The organism is Brachybacterium sp. Z12 (assembly GCF_014400405.1).
Taxonomy (GTDB): domain Bacteria; phylum Actinomycetota; class Actinomycetes; order Actinomycetales; family Dermabacteraceae; genus Brachybacterium.
Genome location: NZ_CP060496.1, coordinates 2,198,172 through 2,217,294 on the forward strand (window position 1 = coordinate 2,198,172; position 19,123 = coordinate 2,217,294).

Genomic DNA, 19,123 nt, shown 5'->3' on the forward strand with positions numbered 1-19,123 from the left:
TACCACCCCGGCACTACGGCGACCCCGTCGCCGAGTACTGGGCGCTGCTGGAGGGCGTCACCCTCTGGGATGTCGGCGTCGAACGGCAGATCGAGATCTCCGGCCCGGACGCCTTCGACTTCACGAACCTGCTCGTCACCCGTGACCTCTCAAAATGCGCGGTCGGGCAGTGCAAGTACGTGTTCCTCACCGACCAGCACGGCGGAATCCTCAACGACCCGATCCTGCTGCGCCTCGAGGAGAACCGCTTCTGGCTCTCCCTGGCCGATTCCGACATCCTGCTGTGGGCCCGCGGAGTCGCCACCCACGCCGGGATGGACGTGCGCATCGAGGAGATCGACGTAGGCCCGGTGCAGGTGCAGGGCCCGAAGTCGTTCGCGCTGATGCGTGACCTGCTGGGCGGCTCGGTGGCGGATATCCGCTACTACTACCTGCAGGACTACACCATCGACGGGATCGAGGTGACCGTCTCGCGCACCGGGTACACCGGGGAGATCGGCTACGAGATCTATGTCCACAACGCCTCGCGGGACGCCGAACGTCTGTGGGACCTGGTGCTCGATGCCGGGAAGCCCCACGGGCTGCGGGTCATCGGACCCTGCCACATCCGGCGCATCGAGGGCGGCATGCTCGCTCACGGCGCCGACATCACGGTGGACACCACTCCCTTCGAGGTCGGCATGGGCTACGACTGGATGGTGGACCTCGACCAGGAGGCCGACTTCATCGGCAAGGACGCCCTGCGTCGCATCAAACAGGAGGGCCCAGCCCGGAAGCTGGTGGGCCTGGAACTCGGCGGGGATCCCCTCGGGAGCTACAACGACGGCTCCATGATCGACGCCTTCCCCGTGCACCATGAGGGTGAGGTGGTCGGCCGCGTCACCTCCGCCTGCTACTCGCCGAGGCTCGAGAAGAACATCGGCCTCGCCCTGGTCCCGTCCGCGCTCTCTGAGATCGGGACCCGCTTCCTGGTCGACACCGGTGAGCGCCCCGGTGCCCAGAAGCCTTCGGGGAAGGAGCTGGTGGACGCGGAGGTCGTGCCCAAGCCGTTCATCGATCCGTCGAAGGAGCAGCCCAAGAGCGACGTGACCTCCCTCGGGACGGACTCTGCGCGCAGCGGCACCGGGACCTGAGATGGCCCCTCCCCCGCCCGTCGCCGGGGCGCTGGGCCCTGAGCCTCAGTACGAGGTGATCCCGCTGCGCGGCATCGCCCGCGAAGTCGCCGCGCAGCTGCCGCCCGGCGCACGGGTGACCGTCACCGCGTCCCCAGCGCAGGGACTGCCCGCGACGATCGAGACGGCCTGCGAGCTGGCCGAGCAGGGGTTCCGCGCGATCCCTCACCTGGCCGCCCGTATGCTCCACGGCCGTAGCGAGGTGGAGGAGCTGCTGGAGCGCCTCGCCGAGGCGGGCGTGGCCGAGATCTTCGTCATCGCCGGCGACGCATCACTGCCGGCGGGCGACTTCCCCGGTGCCCTCGAGCTGCTCGAGACCCTCTCCTCCGCCGGATCCGCGATGACGGTGGGCGTCGGCGCTCATCCCGAGGGTCATCCGCATCTCGCGGACGCGGAGGCGACGAGGCTGCTGCAAGTGAAGGCGGAGCACGCCACCTATGCGGTCACCCAGATGTGCTTCGCGGCCGCGCCGCTGCTGGAGTGGACCCGGCAGCTCCGGGACGCCGACATCACCCTGCCGGTGCGCCCCGGGATCGCCGCCGCGGTGGGCACCGCCCGGTTGCTGCGGATCGGTGCCCGGATCGGCGTGGGCCGTTCACTGCGCCTGCTCGGCGGGGAGGATCCCGGGATGCGCCGACTGCTCTCGCCCGGTCGGTGGGAGCCCGGCCCTCTGCTCGACGAGCTCGGCACGGCGGCCGCGGAAGAGCCGGGGCTCGCGCTGCTGGGGCCCCACGTCTACACCTTCAACGATCTGCGCGCCGCGCGAGAGGCCACAGCACACCGCTGACCAGCCATTTCCGGGCACGTCCGCTGCTGTTCATCGCGGTTCCACCACCCGCCCAGGCAGTTCTGGCATCGTCGGGGCACCGATCCGCCCCGGAAGGAACACAGCGCCATGGACGACACAGCTCCGAGCAACACCGAGGTCTCTGCCGAGGTGGGCGCGCTGGTCGCCGCCCAGCAGGAGCTCCTGCTGCGCTCCGACTCCGACCCCGAGCAGATCGCAGCGAGACTGCGCCAGGTGTACGAGGAGCTCACCACTTTGCGGATGCACTACCAGTTCGGGATCGACGAGGTGCAGACGAAGGTCAACATCCTGCGCCAGGAGTTCGAGCTCATCCACGAGTACAGCCCGATCGAGCACGTCCGCTCCCGGCTCAAATCCACCGAGAGCCTGATCGAGAAGGCCGTGCGCACCGGGGGCGAGATGTCGATCCCCGCCATCCGCGAACGGGTGACGGACATCGCCGGCATCCGGATCACCTGCAGCTTCGTCTCGGACGTCTACTGGATCGCGGACATGCTCAGCCGCCATCAGGATCTCGAGGTGCTCACGGTCAAGGACTACATCGCCGCCCCGAAGCCCAACGGCTACCGCTCCCTGCACCTCATCGTCCAGGTGCCCGTCTTCCTCTCGCAGCACACGGAGATGGTGCCGGTGGAGCTGCAGCTGCGCACGATCGCGATGGACTTCTGGGCCAGCACCGAGCACAAGCTGTCATACAAATACCACAAGAATCTACCTGCACGCCTGCAGGACGAGCTCGACGACGCCGCACGGGTCGCCGCGGACCTCGATCTGCGCATGGAGCGGCTCCGGGCGGACATCCGGCCGATGCCCGAACAGACCAGCCCGGACAGTGGCGCGCCCCACAGCCCATAATGGGGGCATGACGGACTCGACGAGACGCAGACGTGTACTGATCACCGGCGCCACCGGGGGCATCGGCTCCCATCTGGCGACCGCCCTCGCGGAGGACTACGAGCTCGTGCTGCACGGGCGCAGCCCCGAGAAGGCCCCTGAGGGGTGGAGCTCGAGATCGCCGACCTCTCCGACTACGACGAGGTGCTGGCCCTGATGGACGGGGTGGACACCGTGGTCAACATGGCCGGTGCCGCCTCGCCCGATTCGAGCTGGGATCTCGTGCTCGACGCGAACCTCATCGGGGTGCGCAATGTGCTCGAGGCCGCTCGTGAGGCAGGAGTGCGCCGGGTGGTGCTGGCCTCCTCGAACCATGCGATGGGCATGTACGACCGCTACGAGCAGTGGCCCGTCTACCCGCATCAGCTGCCACGGGGCGACTCCCTCTACGGGGTCTCGAAGATCTTCGGCGAAGCGCTCGGCCGGTACTACCACGATGAGCATGGTCTTGACGTGATCAACCTGCGCATCGGCTGGTTCGCCGAGGATCCGCTCGAGGCTGAGGAGGACATCCTGCGCGCCATGTGGCTCAGCCCCGCGGATTGCACCCAGGTGGTCATCCGCGCGATCGAGGCGGACGTCGGCTTCGGGCTCTACTACGCGATCTCCGACAACCCCAACCGGCGCTGGTCGCTGACCAACACCTCGCTCGAGCTGGGATACCGTCCGCAGGACTCGTGGACCGCGCTGCCCGGTGCCGAGGAGCGGGTCGTCGAGGGCGGGGCCCCGGTGAGGGACGACTGGCCGCAGAACGCATGAGGTCACCGGCTCTGGCGGTGCGCGTTCTGGTGGCGCTGCTCGTCACCGCCGCGCTGGTCAGCAATGCGATCGCTGCAGGGCAGGACGGGCTGCTCGCGCAGAACGTCTCCTACTTCACCAATCAGTCGAACCTGATGTTCGTGGTCCTGATCATCGCGGGTCTCGCGACGGGATCACGCCGTGCCGCGTGGTTCGACGACGTCCGGGGCGCGGTCGCGTTCTATCTGGCGATGACCGGGATCATCTATGCGCTGCTGGTGGCTCCGCTGGATGAGCTGCTGCGCTGGGACATCGGCTGGACCGGGATCGTGCTGCATCGCCTGGCCCCGGTGGTGGCTGTCCTGGACTGGGCTCTCGCTCCGCCGCCGTGCGCCGTCGGCCCAGCGCCTCCTGTGGTGGCAGCTGTATCCGGTGGTGTTCCTGGCGGGCACCTGGGTGCGCGGCGGGGTGACGGGCTGGTACCCGTACGAGTTCCTGGACCCCACGGCGTCCTCCTGGGCGCAGGTGCTGATCACCACGGCGGTGGTGCTGGTGGCGTTCCTCGCGATCGCGGCCGCGGTGCATCTGCTCGAGGGCCGGCTGCGGTCCCAGAAGGTCCCGGAGATCCCTGTCGAGGCGGAGGCGCTCACCCCGCGGCGCTGAGCCGCTGTGCCAGGGGCCGCTGTGCCAGGGCTGCTCAGTCGTGACCCTCGGCGATCAGCGACTCGAGCTGCATGATCGCCGCCGGATCCCCATGGATCTCGACGAGATCCGGGCCATCCGCGAGATGATCCAGCGCCGCGGCCCTCCCCCAGGCCCAGAGGTCCAGGGCCAGAGCGCTCCCGGAGGCGGTCGCGCGCGGCAGCCCCTCCTCCGCATCGGCGGGATCCGCCAGGAGGCGGCCGACGGGGGCGTCGAAGGTCTTGCCGTCGCGCGGTCTCGTGCCGGACCAGCGGCTGATGCCGAGCAGTCGGGTCCCGCCTCCCGACGGTCGGATCTCGACCGCTGCGACCGGCCGGATGCTCGCCCAGTCGGGGATCCACTCGTACCCTGCCGGCCACATCACGTGCAGCACGTGCTCGAGACCGGCGGCTGCGACCTCGGGGCTGATCGGGCTGAGGGGAAGGCCAGCGGTGAGCTCGGCGTCGACTCGGTGGATGGTCGCCTCCTGGGTCTGCATCCGCCGAGTCGCCCCGACGGTCCGCTCCTGCGAGTACCAGAACCATGCCGGCTCCTCGTCGGCGCGTGTGGAGAGCTGGGCGAGGAGGGCTTCGGTAGCGGCTGCGCGGCGCTCGCGAAGCTCATGCTGCCCTTCGGGCCGCGGTGTGCCGCGCTCCTCAATCGCCATCGCCTCCTCGTCGGTGGTGGTGCGGTCCGCGAGGATCCTTACCCAGAACTCGTGGACCTCGATGAGGTGCCACAGAAGATCCACGGCGGTCCAGTCGGGACAGGTGGGGACCTGTTGCTCGGGATCGATGGCGGAGAGGACGGTGGCGAGCCGGTCCGCTTCCTGCTCGATGTGGGCGATGGCGTCGATGCTCATGAGCTCATCGAAGCACTCGCGCCGCACGGGCGATACCCCTCTTCAGGGACCGAAGGCCCTTGCCTGACATACCCCATAGGGGTATAAAGGAGGGAGAGCAGATACCCCTCCCGGGTATCAATGATCCGAAGGAGAGACCATGAGCGCGACCACGACCCAGTTCCAGGTGACCGGCATGACCTGCGGCCACTGCGAGATGTCCGTGCGCGAGGAGGTCAGCGAGGTCGCCGGCGTCCAGGGCGTCGAAGTCAGCCACGAGTCCGGCGTGCTGCGCGTCTCCGCCTCGCAGCCGGTGGACGAGGCCGCCGTGCTCGCAGCGGTCACCGAGGCCGGGTACTCCGCGGTCCGCGCCTGATGCGCGCCGGCACGAAAGTGGCCCTCTACGGCCTGCTGCTGGTGGCGTTGTTCGCCGCGTCGTACCTGCTGGCCGGTGTGCTGGTGCCCGCCGAATGGGTGGCCCAGTGGGCCGGAGACGCCGGGCCCACGCACTGAGCCCCGAGCCCTGACCGCCTCCGTTCGACAGTCCGCGAGCCGCCCGCTCGCGAGAGAGGATCTCTCCCCGTGACCACTCCCCCTCCCCGCTGCAGCCGCCGACGGCTGCCGATATCGAGCTCGAGATCGGCGGGATGACCTGTGCCTCGTGCGCGAACCGGATCGAACGGAAGCTCAACAAGCTCGAGGGCGTCACCGCCGCGGTCAACTACGCCACGGAGAAGGCGCGGGTCTCCGTGCCTGAGGGCTATGACCCCCGCGACCTGGTCACGGTGGTGGAACAGACCGGCTACACCGCCGCCCTCCCCGCGCCACGGGAAGCCGGGTCGACGGGCACTGAAGGGCAGGACGGGCAGGAGCAGGAGGATCCGGAGCTGACCTCCCTGCGCCAGCGCCTCATCGGCGCGGTGCTGCTGTCGGTGCCGGTCATCGTGATCTCGATGATCCCGGCGCTGCAGTTCACCTACTGGCAGTGGGCGATGCTCACCCTCACCGCGCCGGTGGTCGTGTGGGCCGCCTGGCCCTTCCACCGCGCGACCCTGATCAACCTGCGCCACGGCGCGGCCACGATGGACACGCTGATCTCCGTGGGCACTGTCGCGGCATTCCTGTGGTCGCTGTACGCACTGTTCCTGGGCACTGCCGGTGCCCCCGGCATGGCCCACGAGTTCTCGCTCGCCATCGGCCCCTCCGACGGCGCGGCGAACATCTATCTGGAGGTGGCTGCCGGGGTCACCATGTTCCTGTTGCTGGGCCGCTACTTCGAGAAGCGTTCGAAGCGGCAGGCGGGGGCTGCGCTGCGTGCCCTGATGGACATGGGCGCGAAGGACGTCGCGATCATGAGGAGCGGCAGCGAGGTGCGGATCCCCGTGTCCGAGCTCGTCGTGGGCGATGAGTTCGTGGTCCGGCCGGGCGAGAAGATCGCGACCGACGGCATCGTCACCTCCGGCACCTCGGCAGTGGACGCCTCGATGCTGACCGGCGAGTCCGTGCCGGTCGAGGTCGGCGTGGGCGACGCGGTCACCGGCGCCACCGTCAACGCGGGCGGCCGCCTGCGGGTACGTGCCACGCGGGTGGGCAGCGACACCCAGCTCGCCCAGATGGCGACGATGGTCGAGGACGCCCAGTCCGGCAAGGCCGAGATCCAGCGCCTCGCCGACAGGATCTCGGGGATCTTCGTGCCGGTCGTGATCGCCTTCGCGGCGGTGGTGCTCGGTGCGTGGATCGGGGCCGGGTTCCCGCTCGAAGCGGCGTTCACCGCAGCGGTCGCCGTGCTGATCATCGCCTGTCCCTGTGCGCTCGGGCTCGCGACCCCCACGGCCCTGCTGGTCGGCACCGGTCGCGGCGCCCAGCTCGGGATCCTCATCAAAGGTCCCGAGGTGCTCGAATCCACCCGGAAGATCGACACCGTGGTGCTCGACAAGACCGGCACCGTCACCACCGGCCGGATGACCCTGACCGAGGCGATCGCGGCCGACGGCGCGGACCGCACCGAGCTGCTGCGCCTCGCCGGTGCCGTCGAGGAGGCCTCGGAGCATCCCATCGCCCAGGCGATCGCCAAGGGCGCCACCGAGCAGCTCGGCGCTCTTCCCTCCGTGGAGCAGTTCGAGAATCTCGAGGGCCGCGGCGTGCGGGGAACGGTCGAGGGCCGCTCGGTCCTCGTCGGCCGCGCCACTCTCGTTGACGGTCAGGGACTACCCGCACAGCTGGCCGAGGCCAAGGCCTTGGCCGAGTCCCGCGGGCAGACGGCGGTCGTCGTGTTCTGGGGTGACCGGGCGCGCGGCGTGCTGGTGGTCTCCGACACCGTCAAGCCCACCAGCGCCGAGGCCATCACCCAGCTGAAGGGGCTCGGGCTCACCCCGCTCCTGCTCACCGGCGACAACCGGGCGGCGGCCGAACAGATCGCTGCGGAGGTAGGGATCGAGCAGGTGATCGCCGAGGTCCTCCCCCAGGACAAGATCGATGTGATCTCCCGGCTGCAGGGCGAGGGCAAGGTGGTGGCGATGGTGGGCGATGGCGTGAACGACGCCGCCGCGCTCGCCCAGGCCGATCTGGGCCTGGCCATGGGCACCGGCACGGACGTCGCCATCGAAGCGTCGGACATCACGCTCGTGCGCGGGGATCTGCGCAGTGCGGCCGACGCGATCCGCCTGTCCCGTCGCACCCTCGGCACCATCAAGGGCAACCTGTTCTGGGCCTTCGCCTACAACGTCGCAGCGATCCCGCTGGCCGCGCTGGGACTGCTGAACCCGATGCTCGCCGGGGCCGCGATGGCGTTCTCGAGCGTCTTCGTAGTAGGCAACAGCCTGCGCCTGCGCTCTTTCCGCAGTCGGGCGCACGAGGCTGCGACGCCCGCCCCCGCCGCGGGGTCGGCCGCACCTCGGCCCACCATCGCCGACTGAACGCCCCTGACCAGCCCGTCACTCGAAGGAGTCACATGACCACCACCGACCCGACTGCCAGCATCCCCCGCTCTCCCCACGACCGAGGAGCACGAGGTGCACGAGGCGCACGAGCACCACCACGGCTACATCTCCGACAAGTCCCGTTACCTCGCCCGCCTCAAGCGCATCGAAGGGCAGGCCCGAGGGCTGCACCGCATGGTGGACGAGGAGAAGTACTGCATCGACATCCTCACGCAGATCAGCGCTCTGAAGAGTGCGCTGGACGGCGTGGCGATGGGTCTGCTCGAGGACCATCTCCAGCACTGCGTGGTCGATGCCGCGCGCGCCGGCGGCGAGGAAGCGGAGGCGAAGCTCAAGGAGGCCTCTGCCGCCATCGCGCGACTCGTGCGCTCCTGACCTGCCGGTCGGCGCTGCGGCGCCCTCCGAGCGACCGGCGCCGATCGCGACGAAGCACCCAGCGATGCATTAGAGTCATCCCTGGGGTGCGAGAGCACCCCACGCGGACCGCCTCGCCCGCACCCACCGCAGGGCGGCTCCTCTCTTGAGCGGGCTCGACCCAGGAGAACGATGACCGAAAAGTTCGCGCCGGAGCAGCACCATCAGGTCGATCTCGACAGCGACACGCCCTTCGCGAAGGCGGGACCGGCCGTTGACCCCGTCCCGGCTCGCACCCCCGCACGCGCCGGGCGGCGCGAAGAGATCCTCGACGGAGCCGCCGACATGTTCGCGGAGCACGGATACCACGGCTCCAGCCTGAGGGACATCTCGAACCACATCGGCATCTCCCACTCCGGGATGCTGCACCACTTCGGTGCGAAGGATGTCCTGCTCGACGGCGTGATCGACCGCATGGAGGAGCACGCGCAGGCAGCACTGGACCGGATCGATGAGTTCAACGACGGGCGCGACGCCCTGCTGCGCGGCCTCACCACGATCTGGCATCCCGCTTCGCTCCCGATCCGCCTGCTGGCCACTCTCGATGCCGAGAGCGTCAGCGAAGACCATCCGGGCCGATACCGGCTCGCACGGCTGCGCCGGGTCCACGAGCACATGCTCGAGACATGCTTCAGCACGTTGGATGAGAAGGGCCTCCTTCGCGAGGACACGGATCCCGCGTTCGCGGGCCGCGCCCTGCTGGCCGTGGTGCTGAACCTCGCGGTCCGCGAGAAGACCGTCCGCCCGCTCCAGCATCATGGCCATGGCGACGCCCCGCTGCAGGACCTGGCCAAGCAGGTCGAGGCGTTCCTCAGCTCGGAGTAGGTGCCCATCTCCCGATGGCCTCCTCGACGGTCGCGAGTTCTGCCTGGCGATCCCTCACGAGCTGCTCGAGCACCATCTCCTTGTGGTCCTGGCGCTCATCGGCCACGGCGTCGGTCACGATCATGGCGCGGACGTTGTTCGCGTAGGCGTCGCGGGCTGTCTGGGCGATGCACGCGTGGGTGGAGACCCCGGCCATCACCACCCGGCCCACACCGAGGTTGCGCAGCCGCAGCAGCAGGTCGGTGCCGAACCAGGCACTGTCGCGAGTCTTCTCGATCCGGGTCATGCCCTCGGCATCGAGCTCCTGGACCACCGCAGTGCCAGGCTCGCCAGGAAACAGGTAGCCCTGATCATCGTCGAGCATGCTCAGCGTCCACGTGGAGCGGTCCCGGCTGTGCTCGGTCGTGATCAGGAAGATCGGCACCTCGGCGTGGCGCGCCGCCACGGCGAGCGCTCGCGCCGCGCCGATCACCTCTCTGCGAGCCGCTGCGAGCGTCGGCTCCTGGAAGAACGCCTCCTGACGGGAGCGCTGGCCGGGCGTCTGATGGCGCTGTGGTCCACGCCACAGAACGCCAGCACCCCCGAGGAGAGGAACGATCATGACGAACGTGACCGAGGGCGGAGAAGTCACCGGGACCAAGGACAAGAACTACGACCTGATCTGGTTCGCCGAGCAGTGCCTGTCCAATGCGCTGCGGATGGAGACCTACCGCGCCGATGCTGAGCGCGCCGGCGATCAGGAGCTCGCGGAACTCTTCGGCAAGGCGCAGCACGAGAGCGCCAAGGGGGCGGAGCTGGCGAAGGGACTGCTCGCCCGCCGGCTGAACCAGAGCTGAGCAGATCATGGCGGGCACGCAGATCTTCTGCTGCGCGCACTGCGCCCGTCGGCTGGGAGCAGACACGGTCGCCGACCGTGCGTGACGCCGCTCCTGCCAGGCGGAGCGCCCCGGCGGATACCCCCGGGTGCCCTGTACGGGGCGCCGGGGGCGTGTTCGGATGGGGGCCGACGCGCCCGCGCCGGCATCTCGCCGTTCACCACGATCAGGAGGGCCGCGCCATGCTCGACGACCCCGACACCGCCCAGCAACGACACCTGAGCACGATGCAGAGGCTGGTGCTCGAGAGCGAGGACATCTCCTCCTTCCTCCAGGATTTCACAGAGCTGCTCGCCGACCGGCTCACGGGCCCCGGTGGGAAACGGTGGTGCGCCATCACCCTGTTGCGTGACCGCAAGGCCGCGACCGTTGTCTCCTCCGGGCCCCGAGCCCGCGAGTTCGACGAGCTGCAGAGCGCCTTCACGCACGGACCGTGCCTGACCGCGATCAGTGAGGGCGCCGTGATCCGGGCCGGGGACCTGCGCACCGATGACCGCTGGCCGGAGTACCAGCAGGCCGCCGTCGCCCGCGGTGTGCGCTCCGTGCTCGGCCTGCCCTTCGCTCTCGATGATGACGCGCGCGCCGGTGTGAACATCTATTCGGAGGTCCCCCACGACTTCACTCCCGAGATGATCGCGTCCATCGAGCTGGAGACGAAGCTCGCGGCCGACGCCCTTCGGCTCGCGGTGCGCCTGGCGTCCCAGCGGGAATCGGCGAGCGATCTGCGGGCGGCGATGGAGTCCCGCACGGTGATCGACCTCGCGGTAGGCGTCATCATGGGTCAGAATCGTTGCAGCCAGGACGACGCGGTGAGCATCCTCAAGGCGGCGTCCAATCATCGCAACATCAAGCTGCGAGAGCTCGCGGCGGAGCTCGTGGCCTCCGTCAGCTCGAAGCCCGCGCGCACCGCGTTCGAGAGCTGATTGTTTCCCGAGGGGTTCCCCGGATATCCTTGCAACGAGGTCTAGCAGGGGGCCTTGTTCCTCATGTTGCATGAAAAGGCCTCCCCATGCCCCACACGCTCTCGGTGACCGTCCATGTCGACGTCGATCTGCAGGAAGTCCAGCTCGCCGTGGCCGGCTGCCTCACTGCCGAGACGCACCCCGCCCTGCTGCCCATCGTCCGCCAGGCGCGCGGGCTGCAGCCGGCGCCGCACATCACCCTCGATCTCACCGGGGCCGGTCACATCGACCTGGACGGCCTGGTGCCGTTGCGTCATGCGATCGATCGCGAGACCGATGCCGGGGCGGAGCCCCTGGGCTACCGTCTCCCCGATCCGCTCCCGGCATGCAGTCGGACCATCGCGGCGCCCCGCACGTCGGGGACAGCGGACGACCTGCTCCTGCAGCGCGCGAGCCGGGAGACGCCGCTCGCCCTCCTTTGCAGCTCCGAGGCGCCCTCCCGCGCACATCCCTCGCGGGCACCAGCAGCTGCGTCACCTGCACGGGAGTCCCGGCCTCGCACTCGCCGGGAGGAGATCCTCGCGGGGGCGGCCGAGATGTTCGCCGAGCACGGATACCACGGGGCGAGCCTGCGGGACATCAGCCGGCACATCGGGATCTCGCATCCCGGCCTGATGCACCACTTCGCCTCGAAGGACATCCTGCTGGACAGTGTGATCGATCTGCTCGAGGCCCATGCGCAGCGGATCCTCGACCAGATCGAGACGATGCACGCAGATCCCGAGGCGATGCTGCGGGCGCTGGCCGTGCACTGGGACCCGGCCGCGCTGCCCACGCAGCTGCTGGCCACGCTCAAGGCGGAGTCCGTCAGCGGGGACCATCCCGGTCGCTTCCGCATGGCGCGCCTGCGCCGTGTCCACGAGCACATCTTCGAGCAGTGCTTCACCGACTTCGCGCAGCGGGGCCTGCTGCGGCCGGGTCTGGACCCGGCCTTCGCGAGCAGGGCGATCCTCGGACTGGTGCTGAACCTCGCCGTGCGCGAGCGGACCGTGCGCACCATGCAGAGCGGAGCCCACGACGATGCCCCGGTCGAAGAGCTCGCTCGCCTGGCACGCTCCTTCGTGGAGATGGAGCCCTCGCACTGAGCCGGTGATCTCGCGGCTCGGCCCCGGGGTGGGTGAACCCCCAGCTCTCCTGGTTAGAGTGCCTCTCATCCATCCCTGCGAGGAAAGACCCTGATGCCTGCTTCGACCACGCTGACCGCCACCTCCCTGCATGCCAGCTACCCCGGGGAGGAGGTGCTGCGAGGGATCGACCTCACGCTCAGTGCCGGGGATCCGCCGCTGGGGCTGCTCGGCCCCTCGGGAGCGGGCAAGACGACGCTGCTGGCATCGCTGAGCGGGGAGCATCGCCCGGATTCCGGCCAGGTCACCTGGAACGGGCGCAGCGTCTCGAAGCTGCGCGGCCGGGACCGGAAGACCTTCCGTGCCGCCGCGCGCTTCGTCTCGCAGTACGCGATGACCATCTCCGACCCCCGCGAGACCGTTCGCTCCCGGCTCGAGCTCGCGGCGAAGGAGGCCCGCAAGGGCGGCCGCACGCACTCCGTCTCCCCCACCGAGATGCTCGAGGCCGTGGGTCTGGCCGATCATTTCCTGCCGCGCGCCATGCGCACCCTCTCCGGCGGTGAGACCCAGCGGGTGGCGCTCGCGACAGCGCTCGCCACCCGTCCGGAGATCCTGGTGCTCGACGAGCCGCTCACCGCAGTGGACCCGACCACTCGGGGCCAGATCGCCCGCACCCTCGCCGGGACCATCCAGCGGTTGGGCATCGGCGCGCTGATCGCCTCCCACGACGTGGAGCTGCTGCAGCGACTGTGCCCGCAGATCGTCTTCCTCGGCGAGGGACGCCTGCTGGCCCGCGGCACGCTGCCCGAGGTGCTGGCCCGCACCGAGCACGAGCCCGTCCGTGAGCTCGCCGAGGCGAATCCGCTCGCGGTGCAGCGCTTCCGCTGACAGACGCCGACGACAGCAGTCGCGTGTCCGGCATGCCGGACAGATTCGTCGTGCGCACCCACCGCGCGGGAACAGCGCGCGTCAGACTCGAGAGGATCGCACCCAGGATCTGACTCGAGGAGGCCACGCCGGCATGACGAGCACGAACTCCCCCAGCAGCCCACCGCTGCGCCGACGCCCATCGCCCTCGGAGAGCGGCCCCTGACGATCGCGGAGGTCGTGCAGGTGGCACGTCATCGCGCACCCGTCGTCATCGCGGAGACCGCGCGCGGCCGGATGCTCCGGGCGCGGGAAGCCGTGGAGGAGCTCGCCGCAGCGGACACCCCCGCCTACGGCGTCTCGACCGGATTCGGTGCGCTGGCGGACCGGAAGATCGACGTCAGCGCCCGCACTCGCCTGCAGGCCTCCCTGGTCCGCTCCCACGCCGCCGGCACCGGAGCGGAAGTCGAGGAGGAGACCGTCCGCGCGATGATGCTGCTGCGGCTGCAGACCCTGACCACGGGCCGCACCGGGGTGCGGCCCGAGGTGGCGGAGCGCTACGTGACGCTCCTGAACGAGGTCCTCACCCCGATCGTCCACGAGAACGGTTCACTGGGCTGCTCGGGCGACCTCGCACCGCTGGCACACTGCGCTCTCGCAGTGATCGGCGAGGGCGAGGTGCGCGATCGCGACGGCAACCTGCTGGACAGCGCCGCTGCCCTCGCCGACGCGGGGACGAGCCCGGTCGTGCTCGAGGCCAAGGAGGGGCTCTCCCTGATCAACGGCACCGACGGGATGCTCGGGATGCTCGCGCTGTCGATCCACGACCTGAGGGAAGCATCTCGCGCCGTCGACGTCTCCGCCGCGATGAGCATCGAGGCTCTCCTCGGCACGGACCGGGTGTTCGAGGCTGCTCTGCACGAGGTGCGCCCGCACCCGGGCCAGCAGGCCTCTGCCCGGAATCTCTCGAAGCTCCTGGCGGGTTCAGCGATCGTGGCAAGCCATCGCGGAGCGGACTGCACCGTGGTCCAGGACGCCTACTCCCTGCGCTGTGCACCCCAGGTCGCCGGGGCCTTCCGAGCAACGCTCACCCATGCGGAGTCGGTGGCCGGGATCGAGCTGGCCAGCGCCGTGGACAACCCCGTCGTCCTGGACGACGGGCGGGTCGAGTCGAACGGGAACTTCCACGGGGCGCCCGTCGGCTACGTCCTGGACTTCCTCGCGATCGCTGCCGCGGACCTCGCCTCCATGAGCGAGCGCCGCACCGACCGCCTGCTGGACCCCGCACGCTCCCACGGCCTGCCCGCGTTCCTCGGCGCCGATCCCGGCATCGACTCCGGGCTGATGATCGCCCAGTACACGCAGGCATCGCTGGTCAGTGATCTCAAGCGGCTCGCGATGCCCGCGAGCGTCGACTCGATCCCCTCCTCGGCGATGCAGGAGGATCACGTCTCCATGGGCTGGGCGGCAGCGCGCAAGCTCCGCCGTGCGGTCGACTCGGTGCAGCGGGTGATCGCTATCGAGCTGATGGCCGCCGGGCGCGGACTGGAGCTGAGGGCGCCGCTGGAGTCCTCCCCCGCCACCGGCGCCGCGCTGCGCACGATCCGCGAGCACGTCGAGGGCGTGGGCCCGGACCGCCGACTCTCCCCCGACATCGAGGCGATGGTGCGCCTGGTGCGTAGCGGGGAGGTCACCGCGTCCGCTCAGTCCGTCACGGGGCCGCTGGACTAGAACGGGCTCGCTGCCGGGCAGCGGCAGGCACTCAGACCGTCGCAGCCCGGTTCTTCTTCAGGGCGGAGAGATTCGCGGCGAGGGTGAGCGTGAACGCGATCGTGAACGAGGTGAGCATCGCGAGCGTGAGCCCGACCGCGCTGGTCGAGATGAACGGGGCGATGAAGACCGGCACGTACGCCGTCGCCTCCGCGCCCGTCAGCCCCACCACTGCACCGCCCGCGGTGGCGGCCAGCAGCGCTGCCCCGAACACCTTCCTATCCCCGAACATGAAGGGATAGGACGATTCGACGAAGGTGCCGAAGAAGAAGTTCACCGCCGAGCCGGAGCCAGCCAGCGCCCGCTCCCCGAGGTGCGGGGCCTGACCACGTTGGCCAGCGTGATGCCGAGCGAGACGACCACCAGCGCCGCGATGTCCACGGCGCCGAAGAAGCTGTAGCCCTTCTGCCCCATCTCCAGCAGCACCAGGGGCAGGATCGCCGAGTGGTAGACCCCACCGATGATCGCGGGCCAGATCGCGAGGCCCGCGAGTGCGCCAGCCATGATCGGGTTGAAGGCCACCGCCCAGGCGATCGCGTCGCCGATCCAGGTCCCCAGCACCGCGGTGAACGGGGCGAGCACGAAGTACATGAGCAGGCCGGGCAGCAGGCCCGCCAGAGCGCCGGTGACGATGTTCGCTGTGGTGGCGGGGAAGCTCCACGCCACGCAGCGCCGCAGGAGCGGGCCGACGAGCAGGCCGGAGAGGATGCCGCTGAGCAGTCCGCCGAGGATCCCGCCCTCCTGTGCGAGGATCCCGGCGATCGCTCCGGCGACCATGCCCACCTCGCCGAGCCCGCTGATCTTCCGCGCCGCCACGGCGGAGACGATGATCGGCAGGCCGGCGATCATCAGGTCGAACGCCGGCTGCAGCGAACCCAGGCCCGGGATCTTCGAAACGGCCAGCAGCAGGGCGAGGGCGATGAACGCCGGGATCGCGCCGACCATGATCCCGCGGATGCTGATGCGCTTCCACGCTGGCTCATCAGCCGCCGGGCCGGAGCTGTCCGAGGACGATCCTCCGAGGCGGGGCCGGTACTTGACCTTCCAGTGCCTCGCGAGGCCGGAGACGTAGGAGACCGCCCGGGTCGAGCTGGTGGTCCCCGTGGTGCCGGAGGCGGAGATGACCCTGAGGCCGACCTGCTGCGCCGTCGCCAGGGAGCTGCCGCCGGTTCCGGCGGCGGGGATCTCCGCGGCGGCGGCCGCCGCGACGGTCTGCGCGTTCGTGTCCCCGGGGTCGTGGCTCATGAGGATGAGCCCGTCGATCTCTCCGTCGCGCACGCGCGCGGCGAGCCGTTCATCGTTCTGCCGCGCCAGGGCGTTGATCTCGGAGAGCGGGCCCTCCTGGATGATGTGAGGGCCGGACTCGTCCGCACCCCAGAGCGTCGCCGGGGTCGACTGCGAGACGTTGTCCATGGAGGTCGCGGCGGAGACGAACTGGACCTCCTCCAGCACGAACCCTGCGGCCTCCAGCTGGCGTGCGACGTCGGCGATCAGCCGTGCGGGGTCGCTGCCGCCATGGCTGCGCAGGTTCCCTCCGCTGCTGCCGAGAATCGCAATGCGCCGAGCGGACTCGGTGGCGGTGTCGCCGTTCATCGTCGCGTGACCCTTCAGGTCGATCCCTATATAGACCAGGGGATCCTACGGCGCGGCGCGCTTCTGCTTCCGAAGCGTCCAGGTGAGCTGGTGACCGGGGCAGCGGTGTCGTCGGCGAGAGTCGCTTCCCGACCGGTGCGGGCTGCCCCCGCACCGCTAGAGTTCCTGGTATGTCCTCTGAAGCAGCCGCGTCGGCGAGTGTCCCGGTCGCGGGCCTGCTCGGCGAGGACGTCATCGTGCGCACGTCCGACGATCGTCGGCTCCGCACAATGCAACGGGGCGCAGGCCCCGACCTGGTCGTCCTCGAAGCGGGACTCGGCGCGAGCGGATACTTCTGGGGCCCGGTGCATGCACTGCTCGCTGAGCACGTCCGCGTCATCGCGTACGACCGCGCAGGCTACGGAGGCAGCGACCCGGACACTGCGCCCCGCGATCTCTCTCGCCTCGCTGCCGATCTCGACGCTGTCATCTCGGCATCCCCTCACCAGCGTCTGGTGCTGGTGGGCCACAGCTGGGGCGGGCCGGTGGTCCGCACCCTGCCGCACGACGCCTGCTCGCGGGGAGACCGCTCGACGGGCTGGTGCTCGTCGACCCGAGCGATGAGCATGCCGCTCTCTATTTCTCCCGCATGTTCCGTGCGCAGGCGGCGATTCAGAGTGTCCTGCTCGAGCCCCTCGCCCGTATCGGTCTGCTCGGCTGGGCGCTCAGAGCGATGAACTCGGATCTGGAGGAGCCCCTCCGAAGTGCGACGGCGGCCGCATCCTCGACACGGAGCGCGGCACGCGCCGCCCGTGCGGAGAACGCCCACGTCGTGGCCGGGCTGCAGCATCTGCGCGATGAACCGTTCAACCTCGGCGACCTCCCTGTGCCCGTCATCTCGGGCCGACGGGCCGGGCGTCTCGAGCGCGCGAGCCGCGACGCGCTCTCCCGCGCACATTGCACGACAGCCCACGGGCTGAAGGGCGGGCGTTACATCGAGGCCCGCAGATCGGGTCACATGGTGCCGTTCTCCGAGCCTGAGCTCGTGGCGCGCGAGGTCCTGTCGCTGCTTCAATGAACGGTTCGGGCGCGCCGGTGCGTCGCGACCATCATGCTCGCCTCGGCGAGCTGCGTCATGCGTGCACGGGGACAGGGTCAGCGACAGTCCGGCGTGATTGAGAGCTGACATCCATGCTGACCAGGGCGGCACCCTCGACCGTCGTGGGTGCGGATTCTCCACCGCTCAGAAGATCTGATGGAAGAGGTAGAACGCTTCGTCCTTCTCATCAAAACAGATCAGCAGATAGTTCTGCTCAGCCCTCTCGGGGTCGGCGCAGCTGAGGCTGTGCACCATGTCGTCTGTGATCGGGGAGCCTGCTGACGCGGAGACCTCGCCTGCGGTCGGGGCGCCGTCGCTCGGGATGCCGTCACCGTAGTCCGCCGGATCCCACCCCTCTGCACGGTCCGCAGCGGGGATGTCGAGGACGTACACCTCGTCCCGTCCCCCGTGGAAGTCCGCTTCGGAGCTGTAGTACTCCAGAACCTCCGCGCCCGACGGGACCTCGATGCCCCACATGGTCTCCACGCGATGAAGATATGGCTCCGGCTCATCTGGCGACCCGGGAATACAAGCGCTCATCGTCAAGAGTGCCAGCACAGAGCATATGGCGACCGCTATCTCTGCGCACACAGGACGAGCATCAATAATAGGGAAGCATGCCGGCCGACGGTCAGCAGGACAGTGAGCGATGCCAAGAGAGTGCACGCCGCTACTGCCCACACCACGGCGTCGCAGCGGCTCAAAACGCACATACCTCTCAGGCGCAGGCGCACCCGAACCTGAGCCATGATCTCCCTCGACGCGCTGCTCCATATTTCACAACCTACGCACGCCAGAGCAGGAAACGACGGCCCTCCCACAACATCCGCAGGCCCTCCACACACGGACCCCAAGCACTCTCGCCAACACGCCGGCGAGACTCGCGCTGACAGCTCATGGACGTGGCCCGCCCGGACGGCACCCGGGCGGACATGGAGCAGCTATGACGTGGCGAAGCACCCCTTGCTTGCCACCATCGGCTCTCTGGCAGTGTGGGCACATGAGTTCCACGGCGTGCGTGTTCTGCGACCTGCTGACGGGCGACGGGGAGGTCGCCTGGGTCGCAAGACGAGCTGAGGCATCGGCGTTCCTCCCATTCGCCGAGGACCGCCTCTCTCCTGCGCACACGCTGGTAGTGCCGCACCAGCACGCCGTCGGCATCCACGACGTCTCCGCGCAGTCGCTGCAGGCGACCGTCCTGCTCGCCCAGGAGTTCGCCCGCGCGATGTCCGAGACCCTCGGAGCGCCCGGCGCGAACATCCTCAACGCCAGCGGCCCCCACTCAGGCCAATCGGTGCCGCACCTCCACTTGCACGTCGTGCCCCGCTGGGAGGACGACGGTCTCGACACCTGACCCTCGACCATCTCCCGTCATCCTCTGGATCGCGACTGGCTCACTGCGGAGAGAACAGGGCTAGCGGATCGCTCATAGCGATGGCCCCTCCGTCCCGGTAGGGTCCGGAGGGGTCGTCGCGCTCCCTTTACGGAGAAGCTAGGCCACCTGCAGATGGCAGATCTCCACCGCTTCCGGGTGCACGGCCCTCCCCGTGCCCCGGTGTATCCGTCGCGACAGAGCACCGCGGAACCGAGCGGCGTCTCACC

23 protein-coding genes and 2 pseudogenes are annotated in these 19,123 nt (G+C 69.5%); 20 read left to right on the forward strand and 5 right to left on the reverse strand.

Annotation, left to right across the window (positions count from 1 at the left end; all coding sequences use genetic code 11):
- Nucleotides 1-47 precede the first annotated feature (47 nt).
- From H3H54_RS11600 to H3H54_RS11630, 7 genes and pseudogenes are all read left to right on the forward strand, one after another.
- Nucleotides 48-1,133: a glycine cleavage T C-terminal barrel domain-containing protein gene (locus H3H54_RS11600; RefSeq protein WP_262426467.1), complete on the forward strand. Its 1,086-nt coding sequence runs from the start codon at nucleotides 48-50 to the stop codon at nucleotides 1,131-1,133.
- A gap of 1 nt (nucleotide 1,134) precedes the next feature.
- Nucleotides 1,135-1,959, forward strand: a complete 825-nt coding sequence (locus tag H3H54_RS11605) for a methylenetetrahydrofolate reductase (RefSeq protein ID WP_262423997.1) — start codon at nucleotides 1,135-1,137, stop codon at nucleotides 1,957-1,959.
- A gap of 108 nt (nucleotides 1,960-2,067) precedes the next feature.
- Nucleotides 2,068-2,835 carry a GTP pyrophosphokinase family protein gene (locus H3H54_RS11610; RefSeq protein WP_262423998.1) on the forward strand — a complete coding sequence of 256 codons (768 nt, stop codon included), beginning with the start codon at nucleotides 2,068-2,070 and terminating at the stop codon, nucleotides 2,833-2,835.
- Nucleotides 2,836-2,842: 7 nt separating this feature from the next.
- Nucleotides 2,843-3,031 carry an NAD-dependent epimerase/dehydratase family protein gene (locus tag H3H54_RS11615; RefSeq protein WP_262423999.1) on the forward strand — a complete coding sequence of 63 codons (189 nt, stop codon included), beginning with the start codon at nucleotides 2,843-2,845 and terminating at the stop codon, nucleotides 3,029-3,031.
- Complete coding sequence (locus H3H54_RS11620; RefSeq protein WP_262424000.1) at nucleotides 2,980-3,633, forward strand: NAD(P)-dependent oxidoreductase; 654 nt, start codon at nucleotides 2,980-2,982, stop codon at nucleotides 3,631-3,633. The genes H3H54_RS11615 and H3H54_RS11620 overlap by 52 nt, the downstream gene beginning before the upstream one ends.
- A gap of 134 nt (nucleotides 3,634-3,767) precedes the next feature.
- A pseudogene (locus H3H54_RS11625) lies at nucleotides 3,768-3,938 on the forward strand (hypothetical protein); the annotation flags it as partial.
- 106 nt (nucleotides 3,939-4,044) lie between these two features.
- A complete protein-coding gene (locus H3H54_RS11630; RefSeq protein WP_262424001.1) occupies nucleotides 4,045-4,275 on the forward strand; it encodes a Pr6Pr family membrane protein in 231 nt (76 codons plus the stop codon).
- Nucleotides 4,276-4,309: 34 nt separating this feature from the next.
- On the opposite strand, the gene H3H54_RS11635 is transcribed toward H3H54_RS11630, so the two are convergent.
- On the reverse strand, nucleotides 4,310-5,155 hold the full coding sequence (locus H3H54_RS11635) for a DinB family protein (RefSeq protein WP_262424002.1): 846 nt from the start codon (nucleotides 5,153-5,155) through the stop codon (nucleotides 4,310-4,312).
- Between the two features lie 139 nt (nucleotides 5,156-5,294).
- Here H3H54_RS11635 and H3H54_RS11640 point away from each other — a divergent pair, with 139 nt between their 5' ends.
- The 5 genes from H3H54_RS11640 to H3H54_RS11660 all read left to right on the forward strand — a co-directional run bounded on the left by H3H54_RS11640 (nucleotide 5,295) and on the right by H3H54_RS11660 (nucleotide 9,312).
- Complete coding sequence (locus H3H54_RS11640) at nucleotides 5,295-5,510, forward strand: heavy-metal-associated domain-containing protein (RefSeq protein ID WP_262424003.1); 216 nt, start codon at nucleotides 5,295-5,297, stop codon at nucleotides 5,508-5,510.
- Nucleotides 5,510-5,647: a hypothetical protein gene (locus H3H54_RS11645; RefSeq protein ID WP_262424004.1), complete on the forward strand. Its 138-nt coding sequence runs from the start codon at nucleotides 5,510-5,512 to the stop codon at nucleotides 5,645-5,647. Before H3H54_RS11640 ends, H3H54_RS11645 begins: the two co-directional genes overlap by 1 nt.
- Before the next feature lie 59 nt (nucleotides 5,648-5,706).
- Nucleotides 5,707-8,049 (forward strand): heavy metal translocating P-type ATPase, encoded by a 2,343-nt coding sequence (locus tag H3H54_RS11650; protein WP_395963765.1) that lies wholly within the window; start codon nucleotides 5,707-5,709, stop codon nucleotides 8,047-8,049.
- 96 nt (nucleotides 8,050-8,145) lie between these two features.
- Nucleotides 8,146-8,448, forward strand: coding sequence for a metal-sensitive transcriptional regulator (locus tag H3H54_RS11655; RefSeq protein WP_262424006.1), 303 nt, complete (start codon nucleotides 8,146-8,148; stop codon nucleotides 8,446-8,448).
- A 171-nt stretch (nucleotides 8,449-8,619) separates the two neighbouring features.
- Nucleotides 8,620-9,312 (forward strand): TetR/AcrR family transcriptional regulator, encoded by a 693-nt coding sequence (locus H3H54_RS11660; RefSeq protein ID WP_262424007.1) that lies wholly within the window; start codon nucleotides 8,620-8,622, stop codon nucleotides 9,310-9,312.
- Here the strand turns inward: H3H54_RS11660 and H3H54_RS11665 are convergent.
- Nucleotides 9,299-9,913, reverse strand: a complete 615-nt coding sequence (locus H3H54_RS11665; RefSeq protein ID WP_262424008.1) for a cysteine hydrolase family protein — start codon at nucleotides 9,911-9,913, stop codon at nucleotides 9,299-9,301. The two genes, H3H54_RS11660 and H3H54_RS11665, sit on opposite strands and share 14 nt — an antisense overlap.
- Here H3H54_RS11665 and H3H54_RS11670 point away from each other — a divergent pair.
- From H3H54_RS11670 to hutH, 5 genes are all read left to right on the forward strand, one after another.
- Nucleotides 9,912-10,148: a hypothetical protein gene (locus tag H3H54_RS11670; RefSeq protein WP_262424009.1), complete on the forward strand. Its 237-nt coding sequence runs from the start codon at nucleotides 9,912-9,914 to the stop codon at nucleotides 10,146-10,148. The genes H3H54_RS11665 and H3H54_RS11670 overlap by 2 nt on opposite strands.
- Before the next feature lie 221 nt (nucleotides 10,149-10,369).
- Nucleotides 10,370-11,110: a GAF and ANTAR domain-containing protein gene (locus tag H3H54_RS11675; RefSeq protein WP_262424010.1), complete on the forward strand. Its 741-nt coding sequence runs from the start codon at nucleotides 10,370-10,372 to the stop codon at nucleotides 11,108-11,110.
- Between the two features lie 86 nt (nucleotides 11,111-11,196).
- Nucleotides 11,197-12,234 (forward strand): TetR/AcrR family transcriptional regulator, encoded by a 1,038-nt coding sequence (locus H3H54_RS11680; protein ID WP_262424011.1) that lies wholly within the window; start codon nucleotides 11,197-11,199, stop codon nucleotides 12,232-12,234.
- A gap of 93 nt (nucleotides 12,235-12,327) precedes the next feature.
- Nucleotides 12,328-13,101: an ABC transporter ATP-binding protein gene (locus tag H3H54_RS11685; RefSeq protein ID WP_262424012.1), complete on the forward strand. Its 774-nt coding sequence runs from the start codon at nucleotides 12,328-12,330 to the stop codon at nucleotides 13,099-13,101.
- Between the two features lie 180 nt (nucleotides 13,102-13,281).
- On the forward strand, nucleotides 13,282-14,811 hold the full coding sequence (gene hutH, locus H3H54_RS11690) for a histidine ammonia-lyase (protein WP_262426468.1): 1,530 nt from the start codon (nucleotides 13,282-13,284) through the stop codon (nucleotides 14,809-14,811).
- 31 nt (nucleotides 14,812-14,842) lie between these two features.
- Here the strand turns inward: hutH and H3H54_RS11695 are convergent, their stop codons facing one another.
- The gene (locus tag H3H54_RS11695; protein WP_262424013.1) at nucleotides 14,843-15,127 is read right to left on the reverse strand and encodes a hypothetical protein; all 285 of its coding nucleotides are present in this window, start codon (nucleotides 15,125-15,127) and stop codon (nucleotides 14,843-14,845) included.
- Complete coding sequence (locus tag H3H54_RS11700) at nucleotides 15,124-16,443, reverse strand: hypothetical protein (RefSeq protein WP_262424014.1); 1,320 nt, start codon at nucleotides 16,441-16,443, stop codon at nucleotides 15,124-15,126. Before H3H54_RS11700 ends, H3H54_RS11695 begins: the two co-directional genes overlap by 4 nt.
- Nucleotides 16,444-16,712: 269 nt before the next feature.
- On the opposite strand from H3H54_RS11700, the pseudogene H3H54_RS11705 reads away from it, so the two are divergent.
- Both H3H54_RS11705 and H3H54_RS11710 read left to right on the forward strand, forming a co-directional pair.
- Nucleotides 16,713-16,928, forward strand: a pseudogene (locus H3H54_RS11705) (alpha/beta fold hydrolase); the annotation flags it as partial.
- 95 nt (nucleotides 16,929-17,023) lie between these two features.
- Nucleotides 17,024-17,500 (forward strand): hypothetical protein, encoded by a 477-nt coding sequence (locus H3H54_RS11710; RefSeq protein ID WP_262426541.1) that lies wholly within the window; start codon nucleotides 17,024-17,026, stop codon nucleotides 17,498-17,500.
- A gap of 165 nt (nucleotides 17,501-17,665) precedes the next feature.
- Here the strand turns inward: H3H54_RS11710 and H3H54_RS11715 are convergent, their stop codons facing one another.
- A complete protein-coding gene (locus H3H54_RS11715; protein ID WP_262424015.1) occupies nucleotides 17,666-18,007 on the reverse strand; it encodes a hypothetical protein in 342 nt (113 codons plus the stop codon).
- Nucleotides 18,008-18,521: 514 nt separating this feature from the next.
- Between H3H54_RS11715 and H3H54_RS11720 the strand changes: the two genes are divergently transcribed.
- Entirely contained in the window at nucleotides 18,522-18,875 is a 354-nt protein-coding gene (locus H3H54_RS11720; protein WP_262424016.1) for an HIT family protein, read from the forward strand.
- The last annotated feature ends 248 nt before the right edge of the window (nucleotides 18,876-19,123 follow it).